The 18,795-nt window shown below is 43.8% G+C and carries 18 protein-coding genes; 5 read left to right on the plus strand and 13 right to left on the minus strand.

Annotated features, from left to right (window positions below):
- Positions 1-1,322, minus strand: a 1,322-nt coding sequence (locus tag A3739_RS21940; RefSeq protein WP_156502757.1) for a DUF1631 family protein, incomplete at its 3' end; no start/stop codon positions are given.
- 196 nt (positions 1,323-1,518) lie between these two features.
- Here A3739_RS21940 and nadC point away from each other — a divergent pair.
- Entirely contained in the window at positions 1,519-2,400 is an 882-nt protein-coding gene (nadC, locus tag A3739_RS21945; RefSeq protein WP_068479411.1) for a carboxylating nicotinate-nucleotide diphosphorylase, read from the plus strand.
- A gap of 143 nt (positions 2,401-2,543) precedes the next feature.
- Positions 2,544-5,309 carry an EAL domain-containing protein gene (locus tag A3739_RS21950; protein WP_068502763.1) on the plus strand — a complete coding sequence of 922 codons (2,766 nt, stop codon included), beginning with the start codon at positions 2,544-2,546 and terminating at the stop codon, positions 5,307-5,309.
- Positions 5,310-5,317: 8 nt separating this feature from the next.
- Here the strand turns inward: A3739_RS21950 and A3739_RS21955 are convergent, their stop codons facing one another.
- The 4 genes from A3739_RS21955 to A3739_RS21970 are packed head-to-tail and all read right to left on the minus strand — an operon-like array spanning position 5,318 to position 8,514.
- The gene (locus A3739_RS21955; protein WP_068479408.1) at positions 5,318-6,100 is read right to left on the minus strand and encodes a ParA family protein; all 783 of its coding nucleotides are present in this window, start codon (positions 6,098-6,100) and stop codon (positions 5,318-5,320) included.
- A gap of 34 nt (positions 6,101-6,134) precedes the next feature.
- Positions 6,135-6,854 carry a DnaA ATPase domain-containing protein gene (locus tag A3739_RS21960; RefSeq protein ID WP_068474625.1) on the minus strand — a complete coding sequence of 240 codons (720 nt, stop codon included), beginning with the start codon at positions 6,852-6,854 and terminating at the stop codon, positions 6,135-6,137.
- Positions 6,844-7,410: a CDP-alcohol phosphatidyltransferase family protein gene (locus tag A3739_RS21965; protein ID WP_068479406.1), complete on the minus strand. Its 567-nt coding sequence runs from the start codon at positions 7,408-7,410 to the stop codon at positions 6,844-6,846. The genes A3739_RS21960 and A3739_RS21965 overlap by 11 nt, the downstream gene beginning before the upstream one ends.
- A complete protein-coding gene (locus tag A3739_RS21970) occupies positions 7,411-8,514 on the minus strand; it encodes a DUF2066 domain-containing protein (RefSeq protein ID WP_197472493.1) in 1,104 nt (367 codons plus the stop codon). It abuts the gene before it with no gap.
- Between the two features lie 245 nt (positions 8,515-8,759).
- Between A3739_RS21970 and purM the strand changes: the two genes are divergently transcribed.
- From purM to A3739_RS21985, 3 genes are read left to right on the plus strand one after another with little or no spacing between them, the layout of a single operon-like run.
- The gene (purM, locus tag A3739_RS21975; protein WP_068479402.1) at positions 8,760-9,800 is read left to right on the plus strand and encodes a phosphoribosylformylglycinamidine cyclo-ligase; all 1,041 of its coding nucleotides are present in this window, start codon (positions 8,760-8,762) and stop codon (positions 9,798-9,800) included.
- A 6-nt stretch (positions 9,801-9,806) separates the two neighbouring features.
- Positions 9,807-10,484 (plus strand): phosphoribosylglycinamide formyltransferase, encoded by a 678-nt coding sequence (gene purN, locus A3739_RS21980; protein ID WP_068479400.1) that lies wholly within the window; start codon positions 9,807-9,809, stop codon positions 10,482-10,484.
- Between the two features lie 32 nt (positions 10,485-10,516).
- Complete coding sequence (locus A3739_RS21985) at positions 10,517-11,230, plus strand: DUF3108 domain-containing protein (protein WP_068479398.1); 714 nt, start codon at positions 10,517-10,519, stop codon at positions 11,228-11,230.
- Positions 11,231-11,243: 13 nt separating this feature from the next.
- On the opposite strand, the gene recJ is transcribed toward A3739_RS21985, so the two are convergent.
- The 8 genes from recJ to rpsP form a co-directional block, all read right to left on the minus strand.
- Positions 11,244-12,971 carry a single-stranded-DNA-specific exonuclease RecJ gene (gene recJ / locus A3739_RS21990; RefSeq protein WP_068479396.1) on the minus strand — a complete coding sequence of 576 codons (1,728 nt, stop codon included), beginning with the start codon at positions 12,969-12,971 and terminating at the stop codon, positions 11,244-11,246.
- Between the two features lie 65 nt (positions 12,972-13,036).
- The gene (gene thrC / locus A3739_RS21995; RefSeq protein WP_068479394.1) at positions 13,037-14,431 is read right to left on the minus strand and encodes a threonine synthase; all 1,395 of its coding nucleotides are present in this window, start codon (positions 14,429-14,431) and stop codon (positions 13,037-13,039) included.
- An 11-nt stretch (positions 14,432-14,442) separates the two neighbouring features.
- Positions 14,443-15,744, minus strand: coding sequence for a homoserine dehydrogenase (locus A3739_RS22000; protein ID WP_068479392.1), 1,302 nt, complete (start codon positions 15,742-15,744; stop codon positions 14,443-14,445).
- 177 nt (positions 15,745-15,921) lie between these two features.
- Positions 15,922-16,671 carry a DsbC family protein gene (locus A3739_RS22005; protein ID WP_068479390.1) on the minus strand — a complete coding sequence of 250 codons (750 nt, stop codon included), beginning with the start codon at positions 16,669-16,671 and terminating at the stop codon, positions 15,922-15,924.
- 148 nt (positions 16,672-16,819) lie between these two features.
- Positions 16,820-17,176 (minus strand): 50S ribosomal protein L19, encoded by a 357-nt coding sequence (gene rplS, locus A3739_RS22010; protein ID WP_068479388.1) that lies wholly within the window; start codon positions 17,174-17,176, stop codon positions 16,820-16,822.
- Between the two features lie 44 nt (positions 17,177-17,220).
- Positions 17,221-17,973, minus strand: a complete 753-nt coding sequence (gene trmD / locus A3739_RS22015) for a tRNA (guanosine(37)-N1)-methyltransferase TrmD (RefSeq protein WP_068475552.1) — start codon at positions 17,971-17,973, stop codon at positions 17,221-17,223.
- A 6-nt stretch (positions 17,974-17,979) separates the two neighbouring features.
- Positions 17,980-18,504: a ribosome maturation factor RimM gene (gene rimM, locus A3739_RS22020; protein ID WP_231876511.1), complete on the minus strand. Its 525-nt coding sequence runs from the start codon at positions 18,502-18,504 to the stop codon at positions 17,980-17,982.
- Positions 18,505-18,526: 22 nt separating this feature from the next.
- Positions 18,527-18,772, minus strand: coding sequence for a 30S ribosomal protein S16 (rpsP, locus tag A3739_RS22025; RefSeq protein ID WP_068475547.1), 246 nt, complete (start codon positions 18,770-18,772; stop codon positions 18,527-18,529).
- Between the last annotated feature and the right edge of the window lie 23 nt (positions 18,773-18,795).

Below are 18,795 nucleotides of genomic sequence, written 5' to 3' on the forward strand. Positions count from 1 at the left end.
TTAAAGCGATCACGCCTTCCTTCACGCGGCGCATTCCAACCAATCGCTGAAGACGCGATTTCATTAAGAAGCTTACGTGCAGGATGCCCACCTTTGTTAAAGAAACTGTCATCGATCAACGCCACTTTCAAAATAGGTATCTGCAGTCGTGAAATGATGGCTTTCATTTCAGGCTGCAATTGACGATCTTCAAGAATGAATTCAAATAGCATCGACACAAGGTTGATCATGTCAGCATCGAGACTTTCATAAGCCTTTCCAACCGCTCCAGCGCTCTGATCTTTTAGCAAAGCAGCAAAATCAATGGCTTGATTCTCTCCAACGAACGACCCAGCTTGCTCTAAGTTAAGTGACTGAGCGCGAGATAAAATCGCAACTAACTCGTTTTGTGAAATAACTGGTGCAGCTGAGGCTGAGGAAGAGCTGGCATGCAATCCTGAAACCGGCGTATTACCCTGAATAGGCTGACCTTGAGGATGCAGAAGTTGACGTAATGCGTCTAGATTAACTCCACTATTGCCTGCATCCGCATACTCAGGCGCTTCAACTCCCGAGCCGATGCTTGAATTTGCTGAGAAGGCTTTGCCATTCGAAGAAGGAACGGAGCTTTGCTGTACAGATCGGTTTGTCTGCCTTACTTTAAATTCAGGCAATACTCCATCGTTAATAAGACTTTGATTTACATCAACATACAATTTCGGCAAAGCAACAAGAACATAACGTTCAAAAAGCTTAAACAAGGTCAGCTTAACACGAATATTCGCTTCTAAGCTTTTGCACGCATCCACAAAACCTTCACACAAAGCTTCTGGCGCGAGCGGTATATTTCGATCTTCACATTCGCTCGTGTTCCACAGCACTTTCATACGCGCTTTTAATGCTGAAAGGTCTTCAGACGAACCAGACCGGACTCGCTGCACCATTCCTTCGATCGCTACATCGAACTCTAAACTTTCATCATCCACTAAACTGAGCGAATCGATGGATGGAGCATCTTCGCTAACTTTCGGGTCAGCTTCCTTTTTAGATGGATGCTGAAAAGACTTAACCGCGGCACTTAGCGTTGATAGTACAATTTGTTTTTTCTGGAGACGAAGCTCCCGCATCGCCTCAAAATACAACGATTGATCATTATTACTTTCAGCCTTGTCAGCCATAGCAAACAAAGCATCATCCGCGTTATTAAACAGCTCAATCAAGGCAGCACGAATTTGCTCCTTGCCAATATCCCTAATTTTCACAAGCTCTTTTGGCAATGGAACACCGGCCGCTCCTCGAGGGGCCTTAACTCCATGAATACCAACTACTTTAGCGCTCGCCATAAAACTGTTCCGATAATTTAAACAAAATGAAGATGCTGGAGCGTCAATTTATCAACGCACAATATAAGTATATAGCGTCATTTTATAATCGCCTGTGACAATATGTTGCAAAGCGAATTAGTTCACATAGATAGAGAATTTAAATAACTCCGGCACACTCATCCTACAGATAGATTATTTTTCAAGAGTCCTTATAATGCGGCGTCCAACCAATGTGAGAGCACCCCATATGATTGAGCAAAGCACCATAGCTGAGGCCATTAAATCGAATGTTTCGCTAGCATTAAGTGAAGATATTGGCTCAGGCGACATAACCGCCATGCTCATTCCAGAAAACCAACGCGCAACAGCCACCGTCATAACTAGAGAGACCGCCATTTTGTGCGGCATAGATTGGGCTAATGCTGTATTTGAAGCCGTAGACTCATCACTAAAGGTGACTTGGCATTATTCAGAGGGAGACTCACTCGAGGCAAATCAAACTTTTCTGAGTCTAGAAGGAAATGCTCGCTCAATTTTGACAGCAGAGCGATGCGCCTTAAATTTCGTCCAAACTATGTCTGCGACCGCTACACTCGCAAACAACTATCATCAACTGGTAAAGCATACCGACGTAAAGATTCTTGATACACGAAAAACGCTTCCTGGACTACGTATTGCGCAGAAACACGCAGTAGCCGTTGGCGGTTGCACTAATCATCGCGTCGGCTTATACGACGCATTTCTAATTAAGGAAAACCACATCATTGCCTGCGGCTCCATTGAAAATGCGGTTTCCAACGCTCACACAATCGCACCCGGAAAACCCGTCGAAGTAGAAGTTGAGTCTCTCGACGAACTCAAACAAGCTCTTGATGCAGGCGCAGATATCATCATGCTTGATAACTTTAGTCTCGACATGATGCGCAAAAGCGTTGAGCTTTCTCGCGGACGAGCCAAGCTAGAAGCTTCAGGCAACGTAACCGACAAGACGCTCGTACCCATCGCTGAAACGGGCGTCGATTATATTTCTATCGGCGCACTAACGAAGGATGTTAAAGCGATTGATTTATCGATGCGCTTCCAACATCAAGAATAACGGTCGCACCAGTAACAAACCGTTACAGTTTGCACGCAATCTCACATAGCGAAACACAGATTAACGACTAGAGTTCTACACCTCAAAACCAAGACCACATTGATCGCTGAAAACATTGATTTCAGCTCATGCTAGGGAAAGACGTGTTTAAGCTCAAGCCGTTGATAAACAAAGATAATATCCCCTTTATGCGCTCATGGCTGACGCAATCGGATAGTCATCACTACACGTTAATTGTTGTTCTTTTCTTTACACTCCATTTAGCCCTAGCAAACCAACCACAAACACTAAGTATTGAGTCATTAACATGGCTATTAGGCGCTCTAGCTGTAGGACTCACCTACACATTCGGCTTCACAGGGCTAGTGCTAGCTCTCAGTGCAAACACCTTCACACAACATATCACGAGTTACCCTATTGGACTGACAGGTCTTCTAGCTACATCAATCTATTTAACGACCTTGTCATTATCTATTTTGCTCCCTTACTACAAGCACGAAAACGAAAAACTAAGTGACAGAATACTCGGAGATAGCACCGAAACAATTCAATTTATTGTACTGGCATTTATTGCATCAACACTCAGTGTTGGCCTGTACACTCTAACAATAAAAATCGGCGCCGACATACACTCAGACCTACTTGCCACATACATGCGACAGACAGTTAGCTCTGCAATGATGATTACTTGCCTATGCCCCGCACTCACAATATGGAAATACAAACGAAAATGGCCTAGCTTACCTTCGGATCCGAAAGAGTATGCCGCTTGGAGTGTTTGCCTGATTGTAATCAGCCTACTCAGCTTATCTTTCACGAGAGAATGGTTAGCACTTTGCGCGTTACTACTAATATGGGCTGTGGTCAGATTTAGCTGGTTCGGTGTGTGCTTGGCTCTGGGTATCACAACTCTATTTATTGCACCTATGCAAACGAACTCAACCTATGAGGCTCAATCAGTCTCAAGTTGGATCACGCACAATATTGAGCTAATCGCTTGGTACGCACTCAGCGCGATAGTTCTTTATCTAGCATCACTACTTGCAGACCAACGAAAAACTGAAAAAAATCTAGAACAACGCGTTATCGAGCGAACCCAAGCATTAGATGAAGCAAATCAAGAACTTCGCCAAGAAATAAGAACGCGCTTTGCAACCGAGGACGAGCTAAAGAAATCGAACAAACGTTACCGCGCACTCATCGAAACCGCAGGCATTCCAGTCATTGTTATTAACGATAATTATCTCATTGAACACTGGAATTCGGCTTGCGAAGCGGTCAGCGGATATCGATATGAAGCAGTGTTGGGCAAAGATTTCCTACGACTCTGCATTCCAAGCGAACAACATGAATCCCTAATCTGGCGCCTCAACAAAGCAGCTGCCAGCTCAACGAATCAAGAAAACGTAGAAACAAAGCTGTTCACTGCACAACAATCAAAACGATCAATGCTGTGGAATATTAACTTCATATCCGACGAAAACTTGGAAGAACATGGCCAGTTTTTACTCATTGGGCAAGATATATCAAACATTAAAGAAACACAGAACCAACTACACTACCTTGCTCACTTTGACACACTAACTGGCGCCGCTAACCGGCGATTATTTGAAGACCGCTGCAAACAAGGCATAGAAACGGCGAAGCGCTATAACACCCAACTAGCTTTAATTAGCATCGATATCGATCACTTTAAAAAGATAAACGACACACTCGGTCATGATATTGGCGACGCACTATTGATAGAGCTAGTCGAACGTCTTACGCAGGGCATGCGCAAAGAAGACACCATCGCACGCCTCGGCGGAGATGAATTTGCAATACTACTATCGAATATTTCGGGTCAAGACGGCGCTGAGCTCGTCGGCCGCAATCTAATCGAACACATCACAAAGCCTATAGAAGTAAAAAACAATGAGCTAATTATCACCTCAAGCCTAGGGATTACACTTTTCCCCGACGATGGTGACAGCTATGAAAAACTACTCAAAAATGCCGACATGGCGATGTATAAAGCAAAAAATGCGGGTAGAAATAACATTCAATTTTATAACGAAGAAATGAACAAAGAGATGCAACGACAATGCGAAATTGAACAAGCATTGCGGACTGCCATCAACACAAATCAATTTGAGCTTTATTATCAGCCCATTATCGACATCAATAATGGAGAGATCGTTGCACTTGAGGCGCTCACCCGATGGAATCACCCGAGCAAAGGAATATTACTTCCGGATGACTTTTTAAGCATTGCGGATCAAACAGGACTATTGCAGATCATTGGAAAATGGGCATTTAACCAATTATGCATTGAAGCAAAATCAATCGAGAAAGCTTGTGGTAAACAACTTTCTTATGCGTTCAATCTTACTCGCAAACAATACAACCACCCTAGTCTGCTGAATATGCTTAAAGGAGCCTGCATAGAGCACAGCTTTAATCCCAATCGTCTAATACTAGAGCTGTCAGAGAACACTCTTGCTCAATCTAGTAGCGACACCATTAAACAACTCAAAACACTCAAGAGTTTCGGTTGTGTCATTACTATTGATGGCTTTGGCGCGAACTCATCATCGCTAACGCAGCTCGACAGTCTCCCCATCGATATGATCAAACTCGATCGACAAACCGTAGCGAGTTGCCTGCACAACAAAAAGAACAAACTTGTTATTGAATCTTTGCTCGCGATTGCCAAACAACTTGGCATAAAGAGCTTTGCATCCGGCGTGGAAAACCTGTCGCAAGAATCATTTTTGCAGAGAAATCACTGCCAATACGTGCAAGGGTTTATGTATTCGGAGGCGCTACCTGCCGAACACCTTATTGCCTTGCTGCTAAACAACGCCCGTGAGAAAGAATTACATTCGGGAGATCAAATAGCATTACCACTCGGGATCACAGAACTATAAGACGCCCTTTAAGCGTCCTGTAGCTCACCAACAATCTCTTCATGCAATGCCAAGAATTGTTCAGTCAAACCGTGCTTAGGTGCAAAATAGACCAGCGGCTTATTATTTTGATGGGACTCTTTCATTTTTACGCTGGCTGATAATTTAACATCGAGAACAGGCAATCCCTCTTCAACCAACTCTTCAACCAACTTCCTAGGTAGGCTTGCTCTTGGCTGAAACTGATTCACAACAATTCCCTCTATTTTAAGTGAATCATTATGATCTTCCTGGATATCCTGAATTTCACCCATGATTTGGTAGAGCGCTTTGCGAGAGAAGTCATCACAATCGAAAGGTATCAAAACACGATCTGCAGCAATGAGCGCCGATCGGGTATAAAAATTTAATGCTGGCGCAGTGTCGATGTAAATATCATCGAAGAAAGACTCCATTTCTCTTAATGCCGTCTTTAATTTATAAATCTTGTGCTTTGCTTCTAATTTACGCTCTAGAAACTCCAACTCAGGATGTGAAGGCATTACCGATAAATTATCGTAAGGGCTTTGATGAACAAACTCGCTCGCATCTTTATTGAAAAGATTAAACGACAAGGTCTGCTCAAAAAAATCTGCGACGGTGTGTTTCAATTCACTTGAGGAGACGCCCAACAAGTAATGCGTAGAGTTGCCCTGAGTATCAAGGTCAACCACTAACGTACGACGCCCCTTGGATGCGCTAATTGCAGCCAAGTTACATGTGATACTAGATTTACCAACACCACCTTTTTGATTAAACACCACTCGAATCACTGTCGCTTCTCCTTAAACTTTGACGAGGACACTCTCACCAGCCCAACACCTTTTTTACAAACGGAACTGTAATACTTCGCTTTTCAAGCAATTGGGCATGATCCAACTTATCTAGAACCTCCAATAATGCGCCTAAACTACGAGAACTTCTAGCATATATGTAGCTCAGCACATCATCAGACAGACTAATACCACGTTGCTCGGCATATTGAGATATAGCGGCCTTCTTTTCAAAGTCACTCAACACTTCAATTTTTTGTGTCATTCCAGAACTTAATCGCGACACTAAATCCTTAAGCGAAAAAGATAAATGACCAGGGACATCGCAGGCACTAACCACCAAAGTATTGCCGGCATCTCGAAAGTGATTAAACAAACTAAACAAAGCAAACTCAAAATCTGAGTCACCGCTAAACCACTCTATCCCGTCAACAACAAGAAAATTGAATTCTTTTAGAAATTCCAAATAGCCTAAGAACTCTTCACCCGACATGGTTTGGCGTACATCCTGACCACATACAAAATAGGCGTTCATACCTTTTTCTTTTGCAACACTATATGCCGCAGAACATAAATGCGTTTTCCCGCTATCTTTGGCGCCAACTAAGTACAGAAAAGGGACCGCCTGATCGAAGAGTAAATGATTCAAACGATGGGGAATATTCAGTTCAGCAGGAGATACAAAATTACTAAATGACAGTTCTTTCTTAAACCCTAGCCCTAATAACAACTGACTCGATTTATCAGCGCTCACTATCTACACCTTTATTAAGAGCGAACTTGGCTTCTTTAACCCATAGATAAATGTAATGGATACCACTCAGAAACGTGATAATGGACACACTCGCGATACCTACATCAATATAAGACTCATTCAAAAGGTAGCCTGACAAATACAGAAGCATAATCGCCGCAAAGGCAATTTGAATAAACGTACACGCCTTACCTAAATAAGATGGCTTCACGTCGTAATGCGCAATCCTGAAATGAAAAAACAAAGCACCACAAACCAATAACAAATCTCTTCCAAATACTAAAATGAATAGCCACATAGGAATATATTTCAGCCATGCCAAAATGATAAAAGTTGAGACCAACAGCAACTTATCGGCTAAGGGGTCTGCAATCGCACCAAAACGAGAGTGCCAACCAAACTGTCGAGCCACAAAGCCATCAACGCCATCCGACACGCCAGCTATAGCAAACAACAACAAGGCCAAGTCATATCGACCTTGAAGAAAATACAACGCAAAAGGGATAACAAGAAATATACGCAATAGCGTCAATAAGTTTGGTATTTGACGCAACACTTATTTGAGACCTATTGAAGTCGGCCATTGATAATAAAGCTGAGGCTGAATAGAGGTTGCCAACACATTACCTGACGATGATGGAGCAGACTCTTCTTTTAAAATACCTGCAAGTGCTAGCTGCTGTACAAATTGATCTTCACTTGCGCGCAACTCGAGGTCCAACAAAAGATCACTGCCATACAAGGCTCCGAGCTGAACGTTAGTGACAGTCGATAAGCTACCCAAATGCTCAACGACTTTTACATAATCTAAGAATGTTTGCACATTACTAACAGAGATACGCAAATATTGATCTTGCTCGCTCGCTTTTATCGCGTAGCGAGAAGAAAGGTTTGAAGCGATCTCTTGGTTGACCAGCCCAAACAGCGCAGAATAATCCGCTGCACGAAAGCGCCCTTCTATTTCAACACCATTCTCCCGAAAGGCGTATTTAGCATCTAAGCCTTCCTCTGCCTCAAATACACGCATTTGTAATACGGCATCGTGCGGGTAGCGCTTACCAGCTTCGCTGACTGAACTGTCAAACAAGCCCCAAAGACCTGCCATATCTATCGCATTCTGATCACTTAAATCACCGACCGGTAAAAAAGAGACCAAGCCATACTCAGAAGCTGACTCCATAAAACTCGTTTCTAATTGCGGTAAATCAGATGTCAGCAATTGTCTTTCATAGCCCCTTTGCACAACCACCCAGCTTAAAATGGATGGCCTCAAGCTTCCCCAAATCGCAACATTGCTTGCCCTCAATGCTTTCAAAATAGCTTGATCAGCAAAATTTACAGTCAGCAGAAATTGTTTCTCAGGTGCAGACGCGGGAAAATCTAGCTTAAGGCTCTTTTCAACTTCAGTCTCGCCCTCACCTTCCGCCTGATCACTTAGCACAGGCGAAAAGTCTGGATTCGCTCTATAACTAAAACTCAGCACATAACGCTGAGCCTGAGAAATAATTGGAGATAGTTCAGGATTATCTTGAACAGAAGCACCTGTAAGCTTGCCAAGTACCTGCTCCATTGCGACTGGAAATGCTTCGTCTCTTTCAGAAGCATCCTGTGATTCGACCTGAACGACAGCATAGAAGAGCTGGACGCGCTCCGCCGCCACCGCAAAATCAACGCAAGTAAATACCAGAAGAAAAATAGATGTAAACCTAAGCAAGGAGCGTGATTCCGAGGTGAATAATTAGAATTAGCGTCATAATATTAGCCCTTTCCCGATATGACAATAACTGAAACAAATAAGCTGAATAAATTAGTTAGCCCCCTTTAAAGCCAAACACGTATGGAATCCCCTTAATCCTACCTGTAAACTCTCGACCTTTGATCACACACGTGCGAGTTCCCTTCATAATGTCTGAGAAATCCCTAAGTTATAAAGACGCTGGCGTTGATATTGATGCTGGAAATCAATTAGTAGATAGAATCAAAAACGTTGCAAAGAAAACTACCCGTCCAGGGGTTTTAGGCGGGCTAGGTGGATTTGGCGCCTTGTTTGAAGTTCCCAAGAACTACAAAGAGCCAGTGCTCATTTCGGGCACAGATGGCGTTGGAACTAAATTACGCTTGGCCATGGATCTCAATAAGCACGATAGCATCGGTATCGATTTAGTTGCTATGTGTGTCAACGATCTTATCGTAGCTGGCGCAGAGCCTCTATTCTTCTTAGATTACTATGCAACAGGAAAACTGAACATAGATGTAGCTGAGCAAGTAGTCAGTGGTATCGGTGAAGGCTGTTTACAGTCAGGCTGCGCACTTGTTGGCGGTGAAACCGCAGAGATGCCCGGCATGTATCACGGTGATGATTACGACTTAGCAGGATTCTGCGTAGGCGTTGCCGAAAAATCACAACTCATAGATGGCTCAAATGTTCGCCAAGGTGATGCACTTATCGGCCTCGCTTCAAGTGGCCCACACTCTAATGGATACTCGCTTATCCGCAAGATCATTGAAGTATCTGGCGCAGACGTTTCAGCGCAGTTAGATGATGGCCAAGTCATTGCCGACGCATTGATGCAACCAACGCGCATATACGTGAAGAATTTGCTTTCACTTATCTCAGACTTGCAAGTAAATGCCCTATCGCACATCACCGGCGGCGGCTTACTAGAAAACATCCCACGCGTGTTGCCCGACAGCTGTAAAGCCGTCATTAATAGCTCTTCATGGGAGCTTCCGCCAATCTTTCAGTGGCTGCAAGCCAACGGTAACGTTGATGCGACCGAAATGTATCGAACCTTCAACTGCGGTGTGGGTATGGTGGTTTGCGTACCTCAAGATCAAGCCGACGCGGCAGTCAACAAGCTCAATGAACTAGGCGAACAAGCTTGGTTAATTGGTCTAATTGAAGACAAAAGTGACGACGAAGAAGCCGTTGAATTAAGAGGCTAAGAAAAAATGGAAGCGGAACCAGCACCTCTACCAAAAGCTGTCGTCCTTATATCTGGAAATGGTTCAAATCTTCAAGCCATTATTGATGCATCAAGCTCTGGCGAACTCCCTTTAGACATCTGCGCCGTTATCTCGAACGTGCCAGATGTAAAGGGACTAGAACGCGCGGCAGATGCAGAAATCAAAACGCATGTAATTGAGCACAAAAAATATCCTCAACGAGAATTATTTGACGTACAGTTGATTCGCCAAATAAACGAATACCAGCCGGATATAGTCATACTTGCCGGCTTTATGCGCATTTTGAGCAAAGATTTTGTAAACCAATATCTGGGCAAACTTGTAAATATTCACCCGTCGCTACTTCCTCTTTATCCTGGACTTAACACGCACAAAAGAGCGCTAGAAAATCAGGATGCTGAGCATGGCGTCACAGTGCATTATGTTGTCCCAGAACTAGATGCGGGGCCGAATATCATTCAAGCTAAGGTTGACGTTTCTGCAACAGAGACTCAAGAATCGCTTGCAAAAAAAGTTCAAGAACAAGAGCACATTATTTACCCAATTGCACTAAAATGGATGGCAGAGGGTCGCTTGTCACTTGACGGAAACAATGTATACCTCGACTCTCAGGAAATCCCAGGTTCGGGCTTAATATTGGATAACAAGCGCACACTGCATTAAATACAAATAGCTGAAGATTAAAGGGAGTTGGTATGAAACAGTTCATTTGCGTATTAACGAACCTAATAGCATTGTCATGCTATGCAGAAACGACCTCCCTCTCATCCCATCAGTTAGTCCCACATAAAGCCCATTATGAAGCGCACATTGATCACGGATTATCGCTCAGCGGGACAGCAACGAGAGAGCTACGCAAATTAGAGAATGACGCCTGGCTTTACACGTTCTATGTCGACACGCTACCGGCAACAATCCATGAACAATCGACCTTTTCTATCACTGATCAAATGATCACTCCCTCTTTGTATAGCTACGCCCTCGAAGGAACATTCATAAAAAACCGCTATCAACGTGTTGAATTTTTTGACGACACGAAAATCAAAGAACGCTACAAGAAAAAAGAATGGACTTACACTAACGCAGGACCAACCTTAGATCGATTAAGCTACCAACTTCAAATACAGCTCGACAATGCATTTTCAAACGCCGACGAATTTGACTATCAAGTCGCTCATAAAGGCAGCATCAGGAAATATCGTTTTAAAGCAATTGGAGAGCAAACAATTGAAACTAAGATTGGCACAAAGACAGCGACGATAATCGAAAAGGTTCGTGAAGGAGAAGCCCAGAGAGAAACAAAGTTCTGGATCGATACCGAATCACCATATGCCCTTTTGAAGTTCATTCAAACAGAGTCAGATGGCGAGAAGTACGAAATCAACATCACGCGTTTAGAAACAAACTAAGCGCAGCTATTTTTTAGTCTACTGGCTCGATGTAATCAATCATTAATTGAACGCTCCGTCGCCCCCTAAATTCATTGATTGAAGGACGAAATACTAAACGAATATTAGTGAGATCTTCCGAGCAATAGGGGCTTGAAAACTGAATAGCATCGAATAGCTCGCCACCTTCAAACTCAACAACAAGCTTTAGGTGTTTCTCTTTTAATACGCGCTTCTGCACAACCCTTACTTGTGCATCGAAACAAGGCTCTGGAAACTTTTGCCCCCACGGCCCTGCACGTTCAATTTGCTCGACATTTGAAATTGTCAGCGCTGCTGGATCGAGCTCACCATCCGTATAAATGATCGCCTCAAGATCCTCTTCACCGAGCAAAGATTCAACAACATCCTGGAAAGCTGATTCAAATACACTTAATTTAGCTACCTCGATACTCATACCTGCGGCCATGGCATGACCACCGAACTTAACTAAAACGTCTGGATACTTTTTCGCAACGACATCTAAGGCATCGCGCATATGCAAACCAGGAATAGAGCGTGCAGACCCCTTCAATATATTGATCTGATCAGGGTCATCGCTCTCAGGTGCAAACGCGACAACAGGACGATGAAACTTTTCTTTCACGCGAGAAGCCAGAATACCAATCACACCTTGATGCCAGTGCTCTTCATATAGCACAAAGGCCTTTGGAGGCTGGTCTATATTGATTTGGGAAAATGCCGCATCGGCGTCTCTTCGCATATCTTCCTCAATATGCTTGCGCTCCTGATTCAAGCCATTCAAAACCTGAGCACGTTGACGCGCATCAAGCATGTCTCGCGAAAGCAAACATTCAATACCTGTCGACATATCATCTAATCGCCCCGCCGCGTTTAAACGAGGACCAACCGCAAAACCAAGATCACTTGTAACAGCTGTTTCGTAATTCCGACCTGCAACCTCAAATAACGCCAAAATACCCGGCCGTGCTTTACCCGCACGAATTCGCCGCATACCCTGCTCTACGAGGATTCGATTATAAAAATCCAGAGCAACCAAGTCAGCCACCGTACCTAATGCCACAAGATCAAGATATGCAGCCATATTTGGCTCAACAAGGTTCTTATCTTGAAACCAATTGATCGTACGGAGAGAGGCTCGTAATGCGGACATCACATAAAAAATAACACCCACACCAGCCATATTCTTAGAGGGAAAGTTGCAACCGTACTGAGCCGGATTCACAATCGCGTCTGCATCTGGAAGTTCGTCGCCAGGTAAATGGTGATCAGTGACAATAACCTTAATACCCAAGGCATGCGCGCGCGCAACACCTTCGTGACTAGATATCCCATTATCAACCGTTACTATTAGAGTAGGATTTGATTGAGCGGCCAGATCAACAATTTCAGGCGTTAGCCCATAACCAAATTTAAAGCGATCAGGAACAAGATAATCGACATTATTCGCCCCAAACTCACGCAACGCCTCGTAGGCTATGGTCGTGCTTGTGGCACCATCAGCGTCGAAGTCCCCTACAATGACAATCCGTCCATTAGCAGACAAGACATCAACAAGCAGAGCTACGGCGGTATCGAGACCTTTCAGCTTAGCAGCACTTGCCATTGACTTAAGCTGAAGACTTAGCTCATCAGCAGAAACAACACCGCGTGCAGCATAAATTTTTGATAAAAACTCTGGTATGTCGGGGAGTGATTTATAATTTTCTGGAAGAGCCCGCTGGACTATCTTTCGCTGCATAAGCGCAACTCAATGAGGAATGGAGAAAAGGCGCAGCACGGCTGCTACGCCTGATTTAACAATAATTACGTACGGCGATGCTCTACAACATATTCTTGGATTTTTGAAATGTCGTTATCAAGCACATCATAGCGCTCTTCTCGATCAAATAAATCTGCCATATGGATCGGCAACGCAGGAGAAACGTCAACGCCAGATTTCTCTACAGCCTCAGGAAACTTAACAGGATGCGCAGTACCAAGTGTTACCATCGGAATTGCTTGATCACGACGTGTCTTGCGCGCAGCATCAACGCCGATAGCCGTGTGAGGATCAAGTAAGTATTCTGTTGCTTCAAATACCTCTTTGATCACAGCACAAGTACGATCGTCATCAACCGCACAACTATCGAACAAGCTACGAGCAGAATTCCAACGCTCTTCTTCAATAGAGCCCGACTCTGTTTTCCACTTAACCATCAAATTAGCTAGAGTTTTGCCATCTCGACCATACAGATCAAACAATAGACGCTCAAAGTTACTCGACACCATGATATCCATGCTTGGCGATAATGTTTTGTGAAGCGGCTCTAACGCATAATGATTCTTGCTGATAAATCGGTGCAAAATATCATTACGATTCGTCGCGACAACCAATTGGTTAATCGGCAATCCCATATTTCTCGCCAGATAGCCGGCAAAAATATCACCAAAATTTCCTGTCGGAACCGAAAATGAAACACTTCGCGACGGGCCACCTAGAGCTAATGAAGCACTAAAGTAGTATACGATCTGCGCCATAATTCGTGCCCAGTTAATAGAATTAACCGCAACAAGACGCGTCCCTTCAAGGAAGGATTGATCCGCAAAACTTTCTTTAACCATGTTTTGACAGTCGTCAAAATTACCTTCAACAGCGATATTAAATACATTGTCAGCAATGATGGTCGTCATTTGTTTACGCTGAACATCCGACACTCGGTTATGAGGATGAAGGATAAAAATATCTACATTGTCACAGTGGCGACAACCTTCAATAGCTGCTGAACCAGTATCACCAGAGGTCGCTCCCATGATAACTACTCGTTCATCACGACGCTTTAAAACATAATCTAGTAAACGCCCTAGCAATTGCAGAGCAAAATCTTTAAAAGCTAATGTTGGACCACGAAACAACTCCATGACCCACTCATTACTATCAATTTGAACTAGCGGGGCGACACTCTTGTGATCGAATACCACGTAAGTCTCATTGATCATCGCCTTAAAATCGTCAGAAGGAATAGAACCTTCTACGAACGGGTACATGACTTTGTAAGCAAGTTCAGAATATGGAAGACCACGCCACGAAGCGATTTCTTCTTGGGTAAAACGTGGCAATGATTCAGGAACATACAAGCCGCCATCACTAGCCAAGCCAGCAAGCAATACGTCTTCAAAATTTAAAGCAGGAGCTTCACCACGAGTACTGATATATTTCATTTTTCTACCTATTAAAACTGCGCTACACGATGCTTAACAACCACACCTGCTGTATTTGAAAGTTGCTCGATCTCACTAATTGCCAGATTCACGACATCTTCTTTTACTTCATGAGTGAGCATAATTACGGGCGTCATATCACCAACCTGCTCGTTTTCTCGCTGGGTAATCGAATCAATATTGATCCCGTGCTTACTCATAATGCTAGTAATCGATGCAAGAGCTCCCGGTGCATCCGTAGCCATCACTCGCAAATAAAACGGACATACAACATCACCAATTTCAATGATGCTGGTATCCTTGAGAGCTTCCGCTTCGAACCCTAAGCCCGGAACAATCGGTTTAGCGCCGGCAACTAAAGCACGCGCCACATCTACTACATCAGCTATCACTGCTGAAGCTGTTGCTTCTGATCCAGCCCCTGCCCCATAGTAAAGTGTGTCACCAACTGCATCACCCGTAACAACTACAGCATTCATTACGCCGTCGACCTTTGATATCAACGCAGACTTAGAAATTAACGTCGGGTGAACGCGAAGTTCGACGCCATCTCCGCGTTTCTTAGCGATCCCAAGGTGTTTGATCGTATAACCAAGTTCCTCAGCATAATTAACGTCATCTGTAGAAACCTTACTAATCCCCTCGGTAAACGCTTTTTTAAATTGAAGAGTGATACCAAAAGCCGCTGATGCCAGAAGAACAAGCTTATGAGCCGCGTCAATTCCTTCGACATCGAACGTTGGATCTGCTTCAGCATATCCAAGAGCCTGAGCCTCTTTCAAAACGTCCTCGAAGTCTCGACCTTTATCGCGCATTTCAGTAAGAATAAAATTACCGGTACCGTTGATAATACCTGCAACACTTGAAATATCATTGGCCGCCAAGCCTTCGCGTACCGATTTAATAATCGGGATACCACCTGCAACGCTCGCTTCGTAACAAAGACTAACTCCCGCAGAATTAGCCAAAGCAAATAGTTCATTGCCGTGCTCTGCAATCAAAGCCTTGTTAGCCGTTACAACGTGCTTACCTGCCTGAAGAGCCGTCTCTACTAACTCTTTTGCAGGGCTGTAGCCGCCAATCAACTCAAGCACAACATCTACTTCGGGGTTTGTTACAACAGCGTTCAAATCCGTTGTAAAGTCGATACCTGTCAAATCACAATTGTCTTTCTTCGTGCGCGAAGCAATCTGAATAATTTCAATCGAGCAACCCGTGCGTGCTGAAATCTCTTCACGATTTCGATTTAAAACATTAACCACGCCACTCGCTACAGTACCAAGACCGCATATGCCCAATTTGAGTGTTTTCAAAACACGTACCTCTTAAATCAACTGAAAGCTAAAAAACTAGCCCTTAAAACGGGCGCATAGTATAACGGGTAGAAGGGACAAAAAGAATGGAATCAATGATTTAAAACGCGCTTTTTAGCGAGAGTTTGACATGGTTAGAAACTAAGCCGAGACAAACAGTCCCGGCCTAATGCGTAATTAAATACCTAAACGTTCGGCAAATTGCTCAGCAGGCATATAGCCAGGAATTAAGGTGCCACCCTCTAAAACAATAGCGGGCGTTCCAGTCACACCAAATTGCTGCCCTAACCGATACTGCTTAGCGACAGGATTTTTACAACTAGCCACATCATTTAGACGACCAGTACTTCGATTAACTTTTGAATCTAGACGACCCTCTTTTGCCTCATTCATTGCCTCAAGCGAATCGTCGGCACACCATACGGACGTTAATTTATCATAAGACGCACTGTTAACACCGGCGCGAGGGAAGCTCATATAGCTCACCGTTATACCCAACTCATTCATTTTAGGTATTTCCCGATGCAGCTTTCGACAGTAACCACAATCAATATCAGTAAAGACTTTAATTTGGGCCTTTTCCTCACCTTTAGCCTTGTAAGTGATCAGCTCCGAAGCTTCGATCGATTTCAACAACTCACCACGCTTTGCCTGACGCTCTTTTTCACTAATATTCTCAAGTCGACCACCAATTGTGCTGTACAACTCGCCTGTAAAAAAATACTCACCGTTACTTGAGACAAAAATCGCCTGCCCACTTTGATCATGAACTTGATAGATACCGCCAACTGGCGTTTCAGCAACCGAAACAACCTCCAATTGCGGGACAGCTTTTTTCAAGGCCGACTCAATATTTTGTTCAACTTCAGCGATAGCGAACACCGGCATGCAAGCGAATAAAAGACCACATATATTACTTAACTTCATAACAACCCCATTTAAATTTATCCCTTATATGATCACATGCATCAGAGAACGTTCAATATCTTATAAATAAAAACTACGAACAAGGATCACCTAACCGTAAACGCAAAAAACCCCGACGAGTCGGGGTTTTTTATAAATCAATATAAACTTAGTTAAGCTTCTCTTTGATACGTGCAGCCTTACCACTAAGCTCACGCAAGTAGTACAACTTAGCCTGACGAACATCACCACGACGCTTAACAGTAATGCTATCAACTAGCTTACTGAAAGTCTGGAATGTACGCTCTACACCTACACCGTAAGAGATTTTACGAACAGTAAAAGAAGAGTTTAAGCCACGATTACGCTTAGCAATAACGACACCTTCGAACGCCTGAAGACGCTCACGGTTACCTTCCTTAACTTTAACCTGGATTACAACAGTGTCACCTGGGCCAAACTCAGGCACTTCTGTTGTCATTTGCTCAGCTTCAATTGCGCTGATGATGTTGTTCTTGCTGCTCATTTTACTCTCCAAAAATTGAGTAGATCAGGTTATCTCAACCTTACCTACCGATTCACGTCTTTTAAAAACTCTTCCAAAAGCTGTTGCTGCTCTTGGTTCAATTCAATTTTGTCGAGCAAGTCAGGTCGTCGCTCGTACGTTCTTGCAAGTGACTGACTTAATCGCCACTTGCGAATTTTTTCATGATCACCCGATAACAATACCGAGGGAACCACTTCTCCTTCAAGCACTTCAGGCCTCGTATAGTGAGGACAATCAAGCAAACCATTCGCAAAAGAATCTTCTTTTGCAGATTCTGTATGACCAAGCACTCCTTCTAAGTGCCTGCTCACCGAATCCATAACAACTAGTGTAGCTAACTCTCCACCGCTCAACACATAATCACCGATCGAAACTTCCAAATCGATATGCGTCTCTATTAAACGCTCATCAATTCCTTCATAACGACCCGAGACCAGCACTAAAGAAGGTTCTTGAGCCAACTCTCTAGCAAGCTTGTCATCTAGCCTCTTACCTTGAGGAGACAAGTAAACCACTTTAGGCGCAGACTTACCTTTTCGCTCAGCTTCGGCTTTAGCAAACTCAATTGCATCACGCAAAGGCTGAACCTTCATAAGCATTCCCGGACCGCCCCCGTAAGGTCTGTCATCCACGGTTTTATGCTTGTCGTGTGCAAAATCTCTAGGATTCACCAAGTCTAACTCGACCAATCCTTTACTGACCGCGCGTCCAAATACGCCCGATACAGAAAATGGTTCAAACATTTCAGGAAAAAGACTAACTAGTCCGAACCACATAAACGCTTAGAACTCTGGATCCCAGTCCACGGTCATTTGAGATAACTCAAGATCTACCGACTTAACAACCTGATCCGGCAAATAAGGAACTAGCCGCTCTTTTGCATCCAAGCTGCCTTCACACTTACGAATAACTAGCACGTCATTTGAGCCAGTTTCCATCAAGTGATGAACTTTACCCAGAAGCTGACCCTCTATAGTAAGCACTTTTAGACCTTCTAACTGATGCCAATAAAAGTCACCAGCTTCCAGCTCGGGCAGCGATGCAACATCAATTTTAATATATGACTCTGCAAGCTCTTTAGCCTGATCACGATCATCATACCCATCGATGTGTGCAACTAATCCATTGCCATGAACCTTACACTGCTTAACCTTTACATCCTGTGTCTTACCACACTTTTGCAAAGACCAAACTTTATATTTTGCTAGGTTCTCTTTTGGCTGAGTATATGAAAACACTTTCACCCAACCTTTGACGCCGTAAACAGACGTCACTTTGCCCATAATGGTTTCGTTATTGGAACTCACAACGGGCCTCCGCTAAAACGACTTAAGCCGCTTTAGCGTCTTTTAGTAAAGTTTTAACGCGATCAGAAATTTGAGCACCTTGACCTACCCAGTACTCAACACGTTCTGCATCAACACGCAAACGCTCTTCTTGGCCACGTGCAACAGGGTTGAAGAAACCAACACGCTCGATAAAACGACCATCGCGAGATGAACGGCTGTCTGCCACAGTTAAGTGGTAGAATGGGCGCTTCTTAGAGCCACCACGAGATAAACGGATTTTAACCATTTTGCTAATACATCCTGATAAAC

The sequence above is a fragment of the Oleiphilus sp. HI0067 genome (assembly GCF_001635735.1).

Excerpts from the sequence above, each read along its gene's own strand:
- nadC (WP_068479411.1), top strand. The coding sequence starts at position 1,519 with ATGCGGCGTCCAACCAATGTGAGAGCACCCCATATGATTGAGCAAAGC.
- purM (WP_068479402.1), top strand. The coding sequence starts at position 8,760 with ATGTCTGAGAAATCCCTAAGTTATAAAGACGCTGGCGTTGATATTGAT.
- purN (WP_068479400.1), top strand. The coding sequence starts at position 9,807 with ATGGAAGCGGAACCAGCACCTCTACCAAAAGCTGTCGTCCTTATATCT.
- A3739_RS21985 (WP_068479398.1), top strand. The coding sequence starts at position 10,517 with ATGAAACAGTTCATTTGCGTATTAACGAACCTAATAGCATTGTCATGC.
- recJ (WP_068479396.1), bottom strand. The coding sequence starts at position 12,971 with ATGCAGCGAAAGATAGTCCAGCGGGCTCTTCCAGAAAATTATAAATCA.
- thrC (WP_068479394.1), bottom strand. The coding sequence starts at position 14,431 with ATGAAATATATCAGTACTCGTGGTGAAGCTCCTGCTTTAAATTTTGAA.
- A3739_RS22005 (WP_068479390.1), bottom strand. The coding sequence starts at position 16,671 with ATGAAGTTAAGTAATATATGTGGTCTTTTATTCGCTTGCATGCCGGTG.
- rplS (WP_068479388.1), bottom strand. The coding sequence starts at position 17,176 with ATGAGCAGCAAGAACAACATCATCAGCGCAATTGAAGCTGAGCAAATG.
- trmD (WP_068475552.1), bottom strand. The coding sequence starts at position 17,973 with ATGTGGTTCGGACTAGTTAGTCTTTTTCCTGAAATGTTTGAACCATTT.
- rpsP (WP_068475547.1), bottom strand. The coding sequence starts at position 18,772 with ATGGTTAAAATCCGTTTATCTCGTGGTGGCTCTAAGAAGCGCCCATTC.